This is a genomic window from Chromobacterium rhizoryzae (assembly GCF_020544465.1).
In the GTDB taxonomy this organism is placed as follows: Bacteria; Pseudomonadota; Gammaproteobacteria; order Burkholderiales; family Chromobacteriaceae; genus Chromobacterium.
The window spans coordinates 166,716-184,375 of record NZ_CP066126.1; the positions used below are offsets into that span (position 1 = coordinate 166,716).

The following is a 17,660-nucleotide window of genomic DNA, read 5'->3' on the forward strand; positions in this document are numbered from 1 at the left end:
TGAAGGGAGTTGGGGCGCGTCGGGCACGTGGTTTTCTTCGCGCCGAGCAAGCTGAGTCCCGTTGGACTTGGTAGTGCAAAAGATCGTGGACAAGTTCTAAACACTTTTACCCCGGGGCGGCGATCCCGCCCTGGGGACAATCGATAGAACCTTTGATAGAACCTTGGGAGTTTTTCGCATATGGAAATGGCGAACGTAGATGTTGCCGGCGTCGGCATCGGGCCGTTCAATCTGGGCTTGGCGGCTTTGTTGTCGCGTCACTCGGATATCAAAGGGGTGTTTCTGGAGCGCAAGCCGGCGTTTCGCTGGCATGAGGGTTTGCTGTTGCCGGGCACCACGCTGCAAGTGCCGTTCCTGGCCGATCTGGTCACGCTGGCGGACCCCACGCATCCGCTCAGCTATCTGAACTATCTGCACCAGCATGACCGCCTTTACCAGTTCTACTACTACGACAACACCCTGGTGCCGCGCATCGAATACGACGATTACTGCCGCTGGGCCGCGCAGCAGCTGCCGGCCTGCCGCTTTGGCGAGGAGGTGCGGGACGTGGCTTACGACGCGGACGCGGGGCGTTTCGTGGTGGACAGCGAGTCCGCGTCGGGCGGGATGCGCCGCTACGCCGGCCGCGATCTGGTGGTGGGGGTGGGCACTTCGCCGTGGCTGCCGGCGTGGGCGCGCGCCAGCCGTCACCCGCGGGTCATCCATTCCGCCCAGTTCATCCCCAATCAACAAGCGCTGTCGCAATGCCGGCGCGTCACCGTGATCGGCTCCGGCCAGAGCGCAGCGGAGTGCGTGCTGGCGCTGTTCCGCGAGCTGAGCCCGGAGCAGGTGGCGGCCGGGGCGTCCATCCAGTGGATCACGCGCGCGCCGGGCTTCCACCCGATGGAGTTTTCCAAGCTGGGGCAGGAGTGTTTCACCCCGGCTTATATGCAGTACTTCCACAGCATCCCGCGCGAGAAGCGCCGCGAGGTGGTGGCCGGCCAGGGCTTGCTGTACAAGGGCATCAGCTTCTCCACCATCGGCGATATCTTCGATCTGCTCTACGAGCGTTCGATAGGCGGCCGCGAGCCGGGCCTGAAGCTGTATTCCAATTGTGATGTGGAGGCGCTGGAGGAGCAGGGCGCGGACGGCGCGCTGCGCATGACTTGCCATCACCGGCAGCTGGGCCAGCGTTGCCAGCTGGAGACGGACGCCATCGTCGCGGCCACCGGTTACGCCCACGCCTGGCCGCAGTGGTTTGAGCGCTTGAAGGAGACGGTGCTGGAGGTGGACGCGCAGGGCGATTGCATCGTGGAGGAGGATTTCACCGCCCGCCGCCGCGATCAGGGGCCGGGCCGGGTGTTTGTGCAGAACGCGGAGATTTTCCAGCACGGGGTGGGCTCGCCGGACCTGGGCATAGGCCCGATCCGCAACGCGGCCATCATCAATCAGTTGCTGGGTCAGCCGCGTTATCGCCTGCCGCAGCGTTCGGCGTTCCAGCATTATGGGCTGCCGCAGGGCTAGGTTCTAAACCGGCCGGTGGGTATCGCCTGCGGCTCCACCCACCCTACGAAGGCTGCTTGTCGCGGTAGGGGGGGGCGCAGCGATACCCACGCGGATCGGGGCCGGGGCGCGTCGGGTACGGGGTTGCCTGAGCGCTAGAGTCGTTTCAAAACACGGAACAAAGATTGTGAACAGGCTGCGCTGTTGGTGGGTATCGCCTGCGGCTCCACCCACCCTACGAAGGCTGCTTGTCGCGGTAGGGTGGGTGGAGCGCAGCGATACCCACGCGGACTGGGCCTGGGGCGCGTCGGGTACGCGGTTGCCTGTGGGTTAGCGGAATTTCAAAACACTGAACAAAAATTGTGAACAGACTGAGCTGTTGGTGGGTATCGCCTGTGGCTCCACCCACGCGGATCGGGGCCGGGGCGCATCGGGTGCGGGGTTGCCTGTGTGCTAGCGGAATTTCAAAACACTGAACAAAGATTGTGAACAGGCTGCGCTGTTGGTGGGTATCGCCTGCGGCTCCACCCACCCTACGAAGGCTGCTTGTCGCTGTAGGGTGGGTGGAGCGTAGCGATACCCACGCGGACCGGGGCCGGGGCGCATCGGACGCGGGGTTTCCTGGGGCCAAGCTAAGGTGAAATAGATTGCGAATAGGCTCTGAAGCCTAATGGAATTGACGCCCCCGCTCTCGTTTGAGGGCGGGGGCGTCAAGGTTTTGCGCGCCGTATCACCGACGCGCAGCGGGCATGGAATAGGCCTTAGCCCAGCAGCTCTTCCAGCCTCCGCTCGCTGGCATCGCCCGCGCTCAAGAGCGCGAACAAGCGGTGCAGCGTGGCGCAGATGGCCTCTAGCTGGGCGGCGGAGTAGCGTTCCGCGCGGTAGGTGATGACCAGGCGCAGCGAGCCGTCGTGCGCGTCCTCCATGATCTCGAACTGCAGGCCGAACATGGATTCGCTCTTGTCCGGGTCGATCTGGCGGTAGCGGATCTCGCCACCGTCCGGGGCCGGCAGCGCGCCGTTGAGCGCGTTGTTGGCGTGGACCTGGACGTAGACGTCGAACAGCAGGCCGTCCGCCGGCGTCATGCCCAGCGCGTTTTGCACCAGTTCCAGCGGAATGTCGGCATAGGCCATGGAGTCGTTGATGGTCAGGGTCACGTCCTTGAGCAGGCTGCCCAGCGATTGCCCGCGGTCGAAGCGCACCCGATGCGCCACCATGGTGGTGAAGTAGCCGACGGTGTCGAAATACGCCGCGTCGGTGCGGCCGGAGGACGAGGTGCCGATCACGATTTCCGGCAGATCGCCCAGCTTATGCAGGGCCAGCGCGATGGCGGTGTAGACCACGCTGAACAGCGAGGAGTCATGACGCTTGGCGAAGGCGGTGATCGCTTCCTGCGTGCCCGGCTCGGGCTTGAACTCCAGCCATTTGGCCTTGAAGCCGGCGGCCTGGTCGGGCGCGGCGGCCGGCGCGCCCGGGTCCGGCAGGCGCAGGCCCGGCGTGGCGCCGCGCAGCATGGCGGTCCAGTAGTCCATGTGGCGCGGGTTGACGCCCTGGCGCTGCTGCTCCAGCGCGAAGGCGTGGAAGGAGGGCGCCGGGGCGGCCCATTGCGGCGCCTTGCCGGCGGCGCGGGCGCGGTAGGCCAGCGCCAGCTCGTCCATCATCACATTGAGCGACCATTCGTCGATCGCCATGTGATGCACCAGGAAGGACAGGGTCTGGCGGCCGGTGGCCGGGTGGCGCAAGAAGCGTATCCGCAGCGGCAGTTCCCGGCTTAGGTCGAAGCGGTGGGCGGCTTCGTCCGCCAGCGTCAGCCCCTCGCTCTCCGCGCTGCTCCAGAACCACTTGTAGCCGCCGATTTCCGTCAGCGGCACGATGCGCTGCAGCGCGGCACCGTCTTCTTGATGGAAGGTGGCGCGCAGGCTGGCGTGGCGTTCCAGCAAGTCCGTGAAGGCCAGGCGGAACAGGTTTTCGTCCACCGGATCGAGGAAGTCCAGCGCGAAGGGCAGGTTGAAGATGGTGCCGAAGTCGTAGGCGGCGTAGGCGCGCCACAGCGAGGCTTGCGCCAGCGCCAGCGGCGCTTGCCGCACTTCGGCGGACGGCGCGGCCTGACGGCGTTGTTCGCTGACGGTGGCGCGCGCGGCCAGCGCGGCGGCGGTGGGCGCTTCAAAGAAGTCGTTGAAGCGGATCTGGATGCCGTGCTTGCTTTGCAGCGTGCCGATGATGCGGGTGGCCAGCAGCGAATGGCCGCCGAAATCGAAGAAGTTGTCGTCCGGCGTCATGCCGGGCTCGGCCAGCACGGCGCGCAGTTCGCTCAGGATGACGGCGGCGATCGCGTCCTGGCCGTCGGCGGCGGGCTGGGCGGCCGCCGGCGGGCGGTAGCCGGTCTCGCCGGCCTGCAAGGGCAGCGGCGTCAGCGTCAGCGGGCGGCGGGCGGCGTCCAGTTGCCGATAGCCCCGGGCCAGCGCGTCCGCCAAGGCCTTGAAGGGCTGGGCCGACTCCAGGATGGGGTGCAGGCTCAGCGCCAGCACGGCGCTGTGTTCGGTGTGGACGATCAGGGCCTGGAACGGCGGCTGCGTCTCCGCGTCCCAGGGCGCCGCGCGCAGCGCGAGCAGGCGCTCGGCCAGCTGGGCTTCGCTCATGCGCGGGAAGGCGATGCAAGGGTGCCAGCCGTCCACATGGGATTTGCGCAGATCGCCGTCGTCGCTGAACTGGTAACGGGCGTTCAGCTCCGGCCGGGCCTGGATCAGCTGTTGCAGCGCCAGGGTCAGCAGGGCGAGGTCCGTTTGCTCGTCCAGCCGCCAGGCGTCGACAAGGCGGTTCAGGCGTTCCGGGTGTTGCTGCTGCAATAGCCAGCATTGTTCTTCGTGAAGGCTCAGGGGCAGGCGCTGCGACGGGATGTCGGGGTGGGGGTGCGACAAGAGTGGTCTCCTTCTGAAATTCAACAGCCAATAATCGTTGCGGGCGGCGACGGGAGGCCTTTGACGGTCGCCAGTCAACAGGACGCGTCGTCGGGGGATGACGGCCCTGGGAATGGGTGCGGCGGGTTCTTGCGATGAGATGTCTACGGCATGGCAGGCGCGGGATTCCGGCCGTGTCAGTCATGGCCCCATCGGGCTGAGGGGGCGCTTATGCGTCATGCCCGGCGGCCGTAAACTGGCTTTTCGGCATAATTCATGCAAAGGACATTGGTTGATTACGTCTTGTATGACGTATTGACAATGTCGGTGATAATAATAAAAATGATTATCATTTGCAAATACAAGTGAAAAGGAGAGGGGCGTGGACAATGGCCCGATCACTTTTCAGTCGCAATTGCGGAGCTTGTACCTGGATCACCACGGCTGGCTGTGCGGCTTGTTGCAGCGCAAGTTGGGCAATCCGAACGATGCGACGGAGCTGGCTCACGACATTTACCTGCACCTCATCCAGAAAGGCCGGCTTCCGCCGGCGGACGAATCGCGCTGCCATTTGGCGCAGATCGCCAAAGGCAAGGTGATTGATCTGCTGCGCCGCCGCCGGCTGGAGGCCCGTTATCTGGAAAGCCAGGCCTTGCAGCCGGAGCCGCGCGCGCAGTCGGAAGAGGCGCGCGCGCTGGTGAAGGAGGAGATCAAGGGCGTGGACCTGGCGCTGATGGGCAAATCGTTCAAGGTGCGCCAGGCCCTGCTCTTGTCCCGGCTCAACGGCATGAGCTACGGCGATATCGCCGCGGAGCTGCAGGTGTCGGTGTCGTCGGTGGAGAAATACGTCGCGCTCGGCCTGCAGGCTTGCCGCCGCAGCGTGGAGGTTGGCCTGGGGCAGGGTGCGTGCAAGCCGCATTCATTAATTCGTGTCGTAGAGGAGTTGTCATGAGTGTTGAGGAAGAGGTTTTGGGAGAGGCGGCCGCGGCCGGGCCTATCGCCCGCGTGCTGGCGCCGATACGCGGCCGGCTGATCGCCGCCGGCTTGCTGGCGGGTTTGGGGTCCATGCTGAGCCTGGCGCCGCTGGCCGGCGTCGCCCATATCGCGCAGCTGGCGCTGGGCCAGGGCGCGGCCGCCTTGGGCGGCGATGTCTTGTGGCGGGTGGTAGGCCTGAGCCTGCTTTGCCTGTTCGCCGGCATGACGCTGATCCTGGCCGGCGACGTGGTGGCCCATCTGGCGGACAACCGCATCACCGGCCTGCTGCGTCTGGCCATCACCCGCCGGCTGGCCAAGGTGCCGCTGGGCTGGTTCACCAGCCGCGCCTCGGGCGAGGTCAAGCAGGCGATGCACGACGATATCGGCACCCTGCACAGCCTGACCGCCCATTTCTACACCACGCTGGGGCGCAGCGCGGGCGCGGTGCTGGCGTCCATTGCGTATCTGTTTGCGATGGATTGGCGCATGGCCATCGCCTCGCTGCTGCCGTTTCCGCTGTTCTTCCTGTTCTTCGCGCGGGCGCACAAGGCCAGTGCGGCCAATATGGAGAGCTTTGGCGCCGGCATGGCGCGCATCAACAACGCGGTGGTGGAGTTCGTCAACGGCATTCCGGTGGTGAAGGCCTTTGGCGCGCAGCACAAGGCACACGGCAGCTACCGCGCGGCGATAGACGCCTTCGCCAGCGCCTTCACCGATTTCACCCGGCCGCTGGTCAGCGCGATGGCCAACGCCAACGCCATCATCGCGCCGGTGTCGGTGCTGGGCGTGGTGCTGGCTTTCGGCGCGCTGATGGTGGGCCTGGGCTGGATCGCCCCGGTGGACGTGCTGCCCTTCGCCCTGGTGGCGCCGGGCCTGAGCTCGCCGCTCTTGATGCTGAGCTATATCACTCATGATTTGAACCACGCCACCGGCGCGGCCCAGCGCGTGCACGCGCTGCTGCAGACGCCGGTGCTGGAAACCGCCGCCGGCGCGGCGCGGCCGGCCGACGCCGAGATCCGCGTGGAAGGGCTGAGCTACGGCTATTCCGAGCAGGAGCCGGTGCTGTCCGGCATCGATTTCACGCTGGCCCCGGGCACGGTGACGGCCATCGTCGGCCCCTCCGGCGCCGGCAAGTCCACGCTGGCGCGGCTGCTGCTGCGCTTCTTCGACCCCAGCGCCGGGCGCATCACCCTGGGCGGCGTGGATCTGCGGCAGCTGGACAGCGCGGAGCTGTATCGGCGCATCGGCTTTGTCTTGCAGGACGTGAGGCTGATCCACGCCAGCGTGCGCGACAACATCGCGCTGGGCCGGCCTTCCGCCAGCCAGGCGGAAATCGAGGAAGCCGCGCGCATGGCTAATATCCATGATCGCATTCTCGAACTGCCGCGCGGCTACGACGCGGTGATCGGCGAGGACGTGCAGTTCTCCGGCGGCGAGGCCCAGCGGCTGAGCATCGCCCGCGCGGTGTTGCTGGACCCGCCGGTGCTGGTGCTGGACGAGGCGACGGCGGCCGCCGACGCGGAAAACGAGGTCAAGCTGCAGCAGGCGCTGTCCGCCTTCGCCCGCGGCCGCACCCTGGTGGTGATTGCGCACCGGCTGGACACGGTGATGCAGGCGGACCAGATCCTGGTGGTGGACAAGGGCCGGCTGATCGAGCGCGGCCGGCACCATGAGTTGCTGGAACAGGGCGGCTGCTACGCGCGGCTGTGGGCGCAGGGTCATTACGGCAAGGCCGGAGAAGCAGAACAGGAAGGATTGGTGCCGCAATGTTGAAGACTTTTATTCGGCTGCTGGGGGAGGACGCGGCCAAATTGCGCCGTTACGCGTGGCTGGCGCTGACCTACAGCCTGCTGTGCGGCGTGACCATCGTGATGTTGGCGCCGGTGCTCAGCCATCTGCTGGCCGGCGAGGCGCGCGCGGCCGGCGCGTGGCTGGCGGCGCAGGCATTGGGCGTGGCGCTGTGCTGGGGCTTGCGGCGCAAGGTGGAGAAAGCCGGCATCGCGGTCGGCATCGCCGTGCTGCAAGGCGGACGCCATCGTTTGGCCGAGCATGTCGGCGGCCTGCCGGTGGGCTGGTTCAGCGCCGGCAACACCGCCCGGCTCAATCACATCGCCACCCAGGGCATGATGGAAATGGCCCAACTGCCGGCCCATGTGTTCACCCCGTTGTTTGTCGGCGTGGTGACGCCGGTGGTGGTGCTGGGCGCGCTGTTCGCCGTCAATCCGCTGATGGGCTGGGTGGGGCTGGCCAGCCTGCCTTGCCTGCTGCTGGTGTTTGGGCTGACCGCGCGGCTGAGCCAGCGCGCGGACCAGGCCTATCAGCAGCACGCCGGCCAGAGCAGCCAGCGCATGGTGGAGTTCGCGCAGGCGCAATCGGTGCTGCGCGCCTTCAACGGCGAAAGCGGCGGCACGCGTTTTCTGGAGCAGGCCATCGCCCAGCAGCAGCGCTCCGGCCGGCGCCTGATCCGGCTGTCGGCCTTGTCCTCGGTGCTCAACGTCTGGGCGGTGCAGGCCAGTTTCGCCGCGCTGCTGCTGGTGGCCGCGCTGTGGCTGAGCGACCATGCCGGCCTGGGCCTGACCCCGGCCACGGTGATTCCGGCGCTGGTGGCGCTGATGCTGATGAGCCGCTTCATCGACCCGCTGCTGGACGTGGCCGGCTATAGCGAGGTGCTGCGCGGCGCGCGCGGCCAGCTGCAGGCGGTGGCCAAGCTGTTCGAGGTGGAGCCCATGGCCGAGCCGGTCCGTTCCGGCGAACCGGCGGACGCCTCGGTGGAGTTGCACCGGGTGGGCTTCCGCTACGGGCCGGAACAGGTGCAAGTGCTGAGCGAGCTCAGCCTGCGGATAGCGCCGGGCAGCATGACGGCGCTGGTGGGCGCGTCCGGTTCCGGCAAAACCACGGTGTTGCGCCTGATCGCCCGCTTCTTCGATGTGGACCAGGGCGAGGTGAAAGTGGGTGGCGTGGATGTCCGCGACCTGTCCAGCGAACGGCTGGCCGGCCAGATCAGCCAGATCTTCCAGGACGCTTATCTGTTCCAGGGCAGCATCGGCGACAACATCCGCATCGGCAAGCCGGACGCCAGCGACGCCGAAGTGCTGGCGGCGGCCAGGCTGGCCGGGGTGGAGGAAATCATCGAACGCCTGCCGCAGGGCCTGGACACGCCGGTGGGCGAGGGCGGCGCGCGCTTGTCCGGCGGCGAGCGCCAGCGCATTTCCATTGCGCGGGCGCTGATCAAGGACGCGCCCATCCTGCTGGTGGACGAGGCCACGGCGGCGCTGGACACCGAGAACCAGGCCGCCATCGCCGAGGCGCTGGCCCGGCTGCGCGGCAAGCGCACCCTGATCGTCATCGCCCACCAGCTGTCCACGGTGGAGATGGCGGACCAGATCGTGGTGCTGGAGGACGGCAAGGTGCGCGAGCAAGGCAGCCATGCCGAGCTGAGCGCGCGCGCCGGCCTTTACGCCCACTTCCTGGAGCAGCGCAGAAGCGCAAAAGGCTGGCGCATCACCGCGGCGCCGGCCGCAGAGGCCCTGTCTTGAAACGACTCGCCTTGCCGCTGCTGCTCTTGGCCTGCAGCGGCTTGTCCCTGATGGTGGGGGCCAAACAGATGGCCTGGACCGGGCCGCTGGCCCTGTCCGACGACAGCTGGCTGACCCTCACCGCCAGCCGGTTGCCGCGCTTGGCGGCGCTGCTGCTGGTGGGGGTGGGGCTGTCGGTGTGCGGGGTGATTTTGCAGCAGATCGTGCGCAACCGCTTTGTGGAGCCGGCCACCTCCGGCGGGCTGGACGCGGCCAAGCTGGGCATCCTGGTGGGGCTGAGCCTGGCGCCGGAGGCCGGCAATCTGGGGCGGATGCTGTTCGCGCTGGCTTTCTGTTTTGTCTCCAGCCTGGTCTTCATCGCCATCATCCGCCGCATCCAGTTCAAGAACACCGTGCTGGTGCCGGTGATAGGGCTGATGTACGGCAGCGTGCTCAGCGCGGTGGCCGAGTTCTACGCCTACCGCCACAACATCCTGCAAAGCATGCAGGGCTGGCTGCTGGGCGATTTTTCCAAGATCGTCGAAGGCAATTACGAGATCGTCTACCTGATCCTGCCCATCGTCGCGCTGGCGTATTGCTACGCCCACCGCTTCACCGTGCTGGGCATGGGCGAGGAGATGGCGGCCAGCCTGGGCCTGAGCTATGCGGCCACCGCGGCGCTGGGCCTGGTGCTGGTGGCGGTGACGGTGGCCGCCACCGTCATCACCGTGGGCGCCATTCCCTTTGTCGGCCTGGTCATTCCCAATCTGGTGGCGCTGCGCTGGGGCGAGAACCTGCAGCGCACGCTGCCCATCGTCGCCGCCTGCGGCGCCTTGTTGATGTTGGTCTGCGACATCATCGGCCGCCTGCTGATCTACCCGTTTGAAGTGCCCATCGGCCTGACCGCGGGCAGCGTGGGCGGCGTCCTGTTCCTGATGATGATTCTATGGAAGCACAAATGAGGGACGCCCTGATCCGCCGCGGCGTCTGGGCGCTGGCGGCGGCGCTGGCGCTGGCGTTCCTGCTGCTGGGCTCCGGCCTGGATTTCGATTACGTGATTCCCAACCGCCTGATCCGCCTGGCGGCGATGGGGGTGGCCGGCGTCTGCATCGCCGTGTCCGCGCTCACCTTCCAGACGCTGACCGGCAACCGCATCCTGACCCCGGCCATCATGGGCTACGAGGCGATCTACCTATTGCTGCAGGCGCTGCTGGTATTGCTGCTGGGCGCGCAAAGCCTGGCGCTGCTGGGCCGCCACGGCAACGCGCTGCTGTCCATCGCGGTGATGCTGGCCTATTCCTGGGCCCTGCACCGCGCGCTGTTCCGCAAGGAGCGCAACGATCTCTATCTGCTGCTGCTGAGCGGCCTGGTGCTGACCATGGTGCTGGGCACTTTCACCCAGTTCATCCAGCTCAAGACCAGCCCCGGCGAGTTCGCCATCCTGCAGGGCTTCAGCTACGCCTCCTTCAACCGGATCCAGCCCGGGGCGCTGCTGTTCGCCGCGCTGCTCACCGCGGCCGCGGCCTGGCTGGTGCGCCGGCGGCTGGCGGTGCTGGACGTGCTGCTGCTGGGGCGAGAGCAGGCCATTTCCCTGGGCGTGGATTACCCCGGCAATGTGCGCATGCAGCTGGCGCTGATCGCGGTGCTGGCGGCGGTGTCCACCAGCCTGGTGGGGCCCACCGCCTTCATGGGCGTCTTCGTCGCCAACATCACTTATGCGCTGGCGCGCACCTTCCGGCACCGGGTCACGCTGCCGCTGGCCTGCGCCGTCGCCATCACCATCTTTATTGCTGCCCAACTCCTGGTGGAGCAGCTGTTCAATTACAAAACCACCGTCAGCATTCTGGTCAACCTGGTGTGCGGGGCCTATTTCCTGGCGCTGATGGTGCGCAGCAGAGGACATGCATGATCACGCTTGAGCGCGTCTACAAAGCCTACGGCGACAAACAGGTGCTGCGCGACGTCAATCTCAGTTTTCCCTCCCGGCAAGTCACCTCGCTGATCGGCCCCAACGGCGCCGGCAAGAGCACGCTGCTGATGTCCGTCGCCCGGCTGCTGAAGCCCAGCGCCGGCCGCATTCTGATGGACGGCGAGGAGATAGAGCGGATTCCGCTGCGCAGCTACGCCAAGCGCGTGGCCACCTTGCGTCAGCACCCCAATATCGGCCTGCGCCTGACGGTGGAGGAGCTGGTGGGTTTCGGCCGCTTCCCCTACAGCCAGGGCCTGCTGAGCCGGGACGACCGCCGCGCGGTGGACGAGGCGCTGGCCTTCCTGGGCCTGCAGCCGCTGCGCGCCCGCTATCTGGACGAGCTCAGCGGCGGCCAGCGGCAGATGGCTTTTCTGGCGATGAGTATCGCCCAGCAGTCCGACTACCTGCTGCTGGACGAGCCGCTCAACAACCTGGACATGAAGCACGCGGTGCGCATCATGCAGGCGATACGCCGGCTGAGCGAGGAACAAGGCCGCACCGTGATCCTGGTGGTGCATGACATCAACTTCGCCGCCAATTACTCGGACCACATCGTCGCGATGAAGGCGGGCGCGGTGCATGGCTGCGGCCCGGTGGCCGAGGTGGTCACCCAGGCGCGGCTGCGCGATCTCTACGGCCTGGCCGTGGACATCCTGCCCAGCGAGCGCGGCTTCGTCTGCAATTACTTCAATCCCTCACCCACTGGAGAAACCGTATGAGCATTCATAAGACGCCGCGCGCGCGCGCGGCCCTGCTGGCGCTGGCCGTGGCCGGCGGCTTGCTGGGCTGCGACGCCCGACAGGCCGCGCCGGAAGCGGCCGCCGCCGCGCCGGCGGCCCAGGCCGCCTACGCCCCGCTCACCGTCAAGCATGAGCTGGGCACCACCCAGATCAAGAAGCGGCCGGAGCGGGTGGTGGCCTTCGACATGAGCGAGCTGGACGCGCTGGACCAGTTGGGCGCGCCGGTGGCGGGCATCTCCAAGGACTATGTGGCCGGCTTCCTGAAGAAGTACGAGCAGGACCCCAAGGTGATGGACGTGGGCACCACCATCCAGCCCAATCTGGAACGGCTGCACGCGCTCAAGCCGGACCTGATCCTGATCTCGCCGCTGCAGGCGCAGAGCTATCCGGAGCTGAGCCGCATCGCGCCGACGCTGCATTACGACATCGACCTCAACAACCGCCCCGGCCATACCCTGGACACGGCCAAGGAGCATTTGCTGACCCTGGGCCGGATTTTGGGCAAGGAGGCGCTGGCGCGCGAGAAAGCCGGCGAGATCGACGCCAAGATCAAGCAGGTGCGCGAGGTGACCGCCGGCCGCCCGGAGAAGGCCTTGATCGTGCTGCACAACAACGGGGCCTTCACCTCCTACGGCGTGCGCTCGCGCTACGGCTACATCTTTGACACCCTGGGCGTGAAGCCGGCCAGCAATGAGACCAATAGCGGCCTGCACGGCCAGCCCATCTCCAATGAGTTCATCCAGCAGGCGGACCCGGACATCTTGTACGTGATAGACCGCACCGCGGTGATGGAGCGGCGGCCAGCCCTGAATCTGAAAACCCTGGACAACCCGCTGCTGCGGCAGACCAAGGCCTGGCGCAAGGGCAAGGTGATCTTCGCCGACGCCGAAACCTGGTATCTGTGCACCGCCAGCCTGAGCTGCCTGAACCGGATTGGGGATGAGGTGATCAAGGGCTATCGCAGCTGAAAGCCGGTTTACGATCTTTGCTGCCGTGTTTTGAAATCCAGCGCGGTACGCGGAAAACCGCGCAGCCGATGTGTCCCGGCCCTTCAAGAGATTTCCGCGTGGGTATCGCTGCGCTCCTCCCACCCTACTGATGACGAGCAAGCTTGTGTAGGGTGGGAGGAGCCGTAGGCGATACCCACCAGCGGTCTCTATGTTCACCAAGGTAGCTCTTGAAACCAGCTTTCATGATCTGCTGCGCGTCGTGAGGCGCGCGTTCAAAATGCTCCTACCCCTTGCACATTCCGCTTTCTCAGAACGTGTTTACGATCTCGCGAGCTAAGGCGAGACAAGGCGAAAACGACCGAAAAAGCGGAATGTACGAGTGGTACATGAGCATTTTGAGGGCGTTTTCAACGCCGTATCGCCGACGCGCAGCAGATCGTTAACAGGTTCTCAACGGTTTTCGCTCTTGCTCGCGTGACGTTGAACAAGCGCTAAGCCGGGCGCGAGTTGACTTGACGATGTGCTATCAAAAATGATTTTCATTTCTATTTGAGGGTTTCGCACTTTGCTTCGGAATACATAGTGAAGTGAAACAATCTCCTCACGTAGAAAGGAATCTGGATGTTGAGTCAGAAACGGTCGGCCTCCCCCATATCAACTACACGCCGACTCGCGCCGCAATCCGCCTTCCCCCTGAATACGCTGCGCGCCGCCACCCATCTGGCCCTGATGGTGGGCTTTGGCGGCGCCGGCCTGAGCTTGGCGCCGGCGGCGCTGGCGGCGGACAATGCGCCGGCCCAGGCCAGCAACGGCGCGCCGGAACGGCTGGCGCCGGTGGTGGTGCAAGGCCGCCGCGTCTACGCCGGCGGCCAGCTGGCCACCGATAGCCGGGTGGGCGTGCTGGGCAATCTGGACGTGATGGACACGCCGTTCAGCACCATCAGCTACACCGAGGACTATGTGGCCAACCAGCAGGCGCGCGAGATAGGCGCGCTGATCGGCGCCGCCGATCCCTCGGTTCACGTGGCCAGCAAGGGCACCATCCTCGAGAAATTCAATATCCGCGGCTTCCCCACCTCGGCCAACGACATCACCTTCAACGGCCTGATCGGCATGGCGCCCAATCTGCGCGGCTCCACCGAGATGGCGGCGCGGGTGGAAGTGCTGAAGGGGCCGTCCACCCTGCTCAACGGCATGCCGCCGGAAGGCAGCCTGGGCGGCAGCGTCAACATCGTGCCCAAGCGCGCGGGCAACACGCCGCTGACCTCGGTCACCGCGACTTATGAGTCCGACAATATGCCCGGCGTGCACGTGGATGTGGGCCGGCGCTTTGGCGACAGGCAGCAGTGGGGCGTGCGCTTCAACGGCGTTTACCGCAACGGCGACACCGCGGTGGACAAGCAGAAACAGGGCATGAACCTGGCCTCGCTGGGCCTGGACTGGCGCGGAGAGCGCGCCCGCGTCTCGCTGGACCTTTACCGGCAGCGCGAAAAGATGGACGGCATCAATTACTTCGGCATCTTCTCCATCGCCCCCGGCGTGACCCAAGTGCCCACGCCCAAGAAAGGCGATTACCAGTTTGCGCCGGATTGGGCCACCAATACCAACACCACCCAGGTGGCCTTGTTGCGCGGCGAATACGAGCTGAGCGAGGCGCTGACCCTGTACGGCGCCTATGGCCATCGCAAGGCGGACTTCGACGCCACCATCACGCGCGACCGCTTGCTCAATAACGCCGGCGACCTCAGCGTGAGCGCGTTCCGCCTGATGAACGAGGGCACGCAGAAATCCGGCGAGGCCGGCGTGCGCGGTCATTTCGATACCGGCAAGATTCAGCATAAGTGGTCGCTGGCGGCCACGCGCTTCAGCTCGGAGCGCAGCTACCGGGATGGAATGGGCCCCACCTTCAACACCAATTACTATGCGCCGTCCTTCGGGTCCATGCCGGCGTTCCGGTATATGGGCAGGAGCGTTCAGGACAAGCTGGGCAGTATCGCCCTGGTGGATACGCTGTCCTTCATGGACGGCAAGGTGCAGTGGACGGTGGGCACGCGGCGTCAGAACGTGCAGAGCAGCAACTACGACGCCGCCGGCGCGCAAACCTCCAACTACGACCAAAGCCGCTGGTCCCCGGCCACCGCCTTGCTGGTCAAGCTTTCGGACCAGCTCTCGGTTTACGGCAACTATATCCAGGGCCTGAACCAGGGCGGCGTGGCGCCGGACACGGCCAAGAACGCCGGCGAAAGCCTGCAGCCGTATCAGACCGAGCAGTACGAACTGGGCGCCAAGCTGGATTGGGGCGGCCTCACCCATAGCCTGAGCCTGTTCCAGATCGCCCGGCCCAGCGCTTACACCAGCCCGGACAGCAATGTCTTCGGCGTGTACGGCGAACAGCGCAACCGCGGCCTGGAGTGGAGCTTCTGGGGCGAGGCCAGCCGCGGCCTGCGTCTGATGGGCGGCGCGTCCTACACCAGGGCCGAGCTGACCAAGGCGCTGGACCCGGCGCACCTGGGCAAGCAGGCCTCCGGCGTGCCCAAGGTGATGGCCAAGCTGGGCGTGGAATACGATATCGCCGCCCTGCCGGGCCTGACCGCCACCGGCAACGCCCAGTACGTGGGCGAGCGCTTCGTCCGCGACAACAACCAGCTGTCCTTGCCGTCCTACACCACGTTTGACTTGGGCGCCCGTTACACCACCAAGCTGGCCGCCAAGGAAATCACCTTGCGCGCCTCGGTGCAAAACGTCGCCAACCGCGCCTACTGGGTGGGTTCGTGGAGCGGCGGCGACGGCAGCGGCTTGTCCGGCGGCCTGGGCGCGCCGCGCACCTTCCTGCTGTCCGGCACCGTGTCGTTCTGAGCATCCGCTTCGCGGACTCTGAGCCTTGCCCTGCCGGCCATGCGGGGCGTTTGACCGACGCCGCGGCTTCCGCCGCGGCGTTGTCGCGTTTACATCACCTTGCAAATCAGCTTATGGGCGGCTTGCAACTCCTGCCGCACCGGCTCCAGCAGCGCCGCGATCTGCTCGCCGTTCAGCGTCTTGGTGTCCGGGCAGCTCAGCAGCAAGGACATCAGCGCTTGCAGGCTTTGGGTGGCGGAGTGAAAACGCAGCACGCTGCGGGTCAGGCCCTCGTCCACCTCCAGATAGCGGCGGTCCAGCTTGTGGCACAAGGCCTCCAGTTCCGGCCGGCCCTGGGCGTTGGCGCGCAGCTCTTGCAACAGGTCTTGCAGTTGCAGCAGGACCGGGGTGGCTTGGGCGTTCATGGCCGCTCCTCCCTGACAGTGACAAAACGGGGATGCCGCCGGTGCAAATTAAATATATTCATTATGAGCTCCACAAAGATCTGCTCTAAGAAACGCCTGCGCGGCGCGGAGGACGCGGGCAGGCTCATGGCCGCGCTGTCGGGCGCGGCGCATGGCAGCCTGAGTGGGGAAGGCGGGAGCGTCAAGACGACAGCCGGGCCGGCCTTGGAACAGACTCTTTAGGCCTTACCAGCGCGCGCGCTTGAACAGGCTGAGCCGGTTGATGCGGAACAGCCGCGCCGGACGCTGCTTGCCGCCGAGGAATTCTTCGGTGGCTTCCAGAATGGCGGCCTCGTCCGCGTATTCGCCGGGCTTGGCGTCCGCCACCTTGATGCCCAAGCGGGAGCGGAAAGTGCCGCGGGACACGGTCTCGCCAAAAATCTGCTCGTAAGTGCGTTGCAGCTGGGTGAGGGTGAACCGTTCGGGTAGCAGCCAGCAGGGCAGGGTGGAGTAGCTGGCCTTGTTGCGCACCCGCTGCACCGCTTCCCGCACTTGCTCCGCGTGGTCGAAGGCCAGCTCCGGCAGCTGGTCCACATCGTAAAAGTGGAATACGCCGTCCCCGGCGTCCTGCAGTTGCTGCAGCGGGATCAGCGCCACGTGGGAGATGGCCACCGACCAGCCTCGCGGGTCGCGCCGCGGACCGGCGAAGGTGCGCAACTGTTCCAGATAGCGCGGCTCCAGCCCTGTCTTGTCGCGCAGCACGCGCATGGCGGTGGCTTCGCAGCTGTCGTCCTTATCCACATGTACATAGCCGCCGGGCAGCGCCAGCTGGTGTTGGCAGGGGGCGTGGCTGCGGCGGTGCAGCGCCACTTGCAGGCCGGCGGCGCCCAGAGTGAGCAGGACAATGTCCACGCTGACGGCGGGCGCGGGGCGCGAGGGGCTCATAGGAGGTCTCCGGTTTGGCTTTTCCAATATTTTCCGCCATATAGTTGCAAAACTCAACTAAGTGAATTTATACTGTGCGCATGTTAGTTGAAATTATCAACTAAGTAAGTCAACGCAGCGCAGGAGTCAGCATCATGTTCAAGATTTTCGCGGATTCGCAGCAAGGCGGCAGCCAGCCGCTGGCCTTTCAGAGCACGGTGTTTCCCGGTGGGGAAGTGCAGGTGTCGGTGGAAGTGGACGCGCCGGCACAGGCCTTGCGCCTGCACGCCCATCTGCCGGACGCGCAAGCGGTGATGAGTTTGCTGATGCTGAGCGACGCGCTGCGTCGCGCTTACCCGGGCCGCCCGCTGGCCTTGCATCTGCCCTATGTGCCGTATGCGCGCCAGGACCGGGTGGCCAACCCGGGCGAGGCCTTGAGCGCCAAGGTGTTCTGCCAGCTGATCAATGCCCAAGGCTACAGCCGGGTGGTGATCCAGGACCCGCACAGCGATGTGGTGACCGCACTGTTGGACCGGGTGGAAGTGGAAGACCCGCTGCCGGCGCTGCGCCGGGTGCTGGAGCGAGTGGGCCCGGCGGCGCTGGTGGCGCCGGACGCCGGCGCGCGCAAGCGGGTGCTGAAGCTGGCGCGGGAGCTGGGCTGCGAGGCGGTGCTGGCGGACAAGGTGAGGGACACCCAAAGCGGCCGCATCAGCGGCACCCAGGTGGCCGGCCCCTTGCCGGCGCTGCCCTTGCTGGTGGTGGACGATATCTGCGACGGCGGCCGCACCTTCACCGAGCTGGCCAAGGCGCTGCGCGCTCGCCAGCGGGAACAAGGTCTGGACGCGCCGCTGTACCTGTATGTGACCCACGGTATTTTCAGCCATGGCCTGGAGCCGCTGCTGGAACATTACCAGCAGGTATTCAGCCGTAACGACTGGACGGCGGATGTCCGCTGCCAGCTGGTTTGAC

At 66.1% G+C, this 17,660-nt stretch carries 13 protein-coding genes; 10 read left to right on the plus strand and 3 right to left on the minus strand.

The features are described 5' to 3' along the window. The first annotated feature begins 186 nt into the window (after positions 1 to 186). Positions 187 to 1,503 (plus strand): putative histamine N-monooxygenase, encoded by a 1,317-nt coding sequence (gene basC / locus JC616_RS00695; protein ID WP_227106173.1) that lies wholly within the window; start codon positions 187 to 189, stop codon positions 1,501 to 1,503. A 740-nt stretch (positions 1,504 to 2,243) separates the two neighbouring features. On the opposite strand, the gene JC616_RS00700 is transcribed toward basC, so the two are convergent. After that, on the minus strand, positions 2,244 to 4,400 hold the full coding sequence (locus tag JC616_RS00700) for a condensation domain-containing protein (RefSeq protein ID WP_227106175.1): 2,157 nt from the start codon (positions 4,398 to 4,400) through the stop codon (positions 2,244 to 2,246). A 361-nt stretch (positions 4,401 to 4,761) separates the two neighbouring features. On the opposite strand from JC616_RS00700, the gene JC616_RS00705 reads away from it, so the two are divergent. The 8 genes from JC616_RS00705 (at position 4,762) to JC616_RS00740 (ending at position 15,384) form a co-directional block, all read left to right on the plus strand. After that, positions 4,762 to 5,331, plus strand: a complete 570-nt coding sequence (locus JC616_RS00705) for a sigma factor-like helix-turn-helix DNA-binding protein (protein WP_227106177.1) — start codon at positions 4,762 to 4,764, stop codon at positions 5,329 to 5,331. Continuing rightward, positions 5,328 to 7,127 carry an ABC transporter ATP-binding protein gene (locus JC616_RS00710; RefSeq protein ID WP_227106179.1) on the plus strand — a complete coding sequence of 600 codons (1,800 nt, stop codon included), beginning with the start codon at positions 5,328 to 5,330 and terminating at the stop codon, positions 7,125 to 7,127. Before JC616_RS00705 ends, JC616_RS00710 begins: the two co-directional genes overlap by 4 nt. Continuing rightward, positions 7,121 to 8,890, plus strand: a complete 1,770-nt coding sequence (locus JC616_RS00715; protein WP_227106182.1) for an ABC transporter ATP-binding protein — start codon at positions 7,121 to 7,123, stop codon at positions 8,888 to 8,890. The genes JC616_RS00710 and JC616_RS00715 overlap by 7 nt, the downstream gene beginning before the upstream one ends. Then, positions 8,887 to 9,831 carry an ABC transporter permease gene (locus tag JC616_RS00720; RefSeq protein ID WP_227106184.1) on the plus strand — a complete coding sequence of 315 codons (945 nt, stop codon included), beginning with the start codon at positions 8,887 to 8,889 and terminating at the stop codon, positions 9,829 to 9,831. Before JC616_RS00715 ends, JC616_RS00720 begins: the two co-directional genes overlap by 4 nt. Further along, positions 9,828 to 10,778 carry an iron chelate uptake ABC transporter family permease subunit gene (locus tag JC616_RS00725; protein ID WP_227106186.1) on the plus strand — a complete coding sequence of 317 codons (951 nt, stop codon included), beginning with the start codon at positions 9,828 to 9,830 and terminating at the stop codon, positions 10,776 to 10,778. The genes JC616_RS00720 and JC616_RS00725 overlap by 4 nt, the downstream gene beginning before the upstream one ends. Continuing rightward, a complete protein-coding gene (locus JC616_RS00730; protein WP_227106188.1) occupies positions 10,775 to 11,557 on the plus strand; it encodes an iron ABC transporter ATP-binding protein in 783 nt (260 codons plus the stop codon). Before JC616_RS00725 ends, JC616_RS00730 begins: the two co-directional genes overlap by 4 nt. Beyond that, the gene (locus JC616_RS00735; protein ID WP_227106190.1) at positions 11,554 to 12,546 is read left to right on the plus strand and encodes a siderophore ABC transporter substrate-binding protein; all 993 of its coding nucleotides are present in this window, start codon (positions 11,554 to 11,556) and stop codon (positions 12,544 to 12,546) included. The genes JC616_RS00730 and JC616_RS00735 overlap by 4 nt, the downstream gene beginning before the upstream one ends. Positions 12,547 to 13,149: 603 nt before the next feature. Next, on the plus strand, positions 13,150 to 15,384 hold the full coding sequence (locus JC616_RS00740) for a TonB-dependent receptor (RefSeq protein WP_227106192.1): 2,235 nt from the start codon (positions 13,150 to 13,152) through the stop codon (positions 15,382 to 15,384). A gap of 89 nt (positions 15,385 to 15,473) precedes the next feature. Here JC616_RS00740 and JC616_RS00745 read toward each other — a convergent pair whose 3' ends face one another. After that, entirely contained in the window at positions 15,474 to 15,788 is a 315-nt protein-coding gene (locus JC616_RS00745; protein WP_107801069.1) for a hypothetical protein, read from the minus strand. Positions 15,789 to 16,013: 225 nt separating this feature from the next. Beyond that, on the minus strand, positions 16,014 to 16,712 hold the full coding sequence (locus JC616_RS00750) for an NUDIX hydrolase (protein ID WP_227106194.1): 699 nt from the start codon (positions 16,710 to 16,712) through the stop codon (positions 16,014 to 16,016). A 134-nt stretch (positions 16,713 to 16,846) separates the two neighbouring features. On the opposite strand from JC616_RS00750, the gene JC616_RS00755 reads away from it, so the two are divergent. Continuing rightward, entirely contained in the window at positions 16,847 to 17,659 is an 813-nt protein-coding gene (locus JC616_RS00755) for a ribose-phosphate pyrophosphokinase-like domain-containing protein (RefSeq protein ID WP_227106195.1), read from the plus strand. Position 17,660 lies beyond the last annotated feature (1 nt).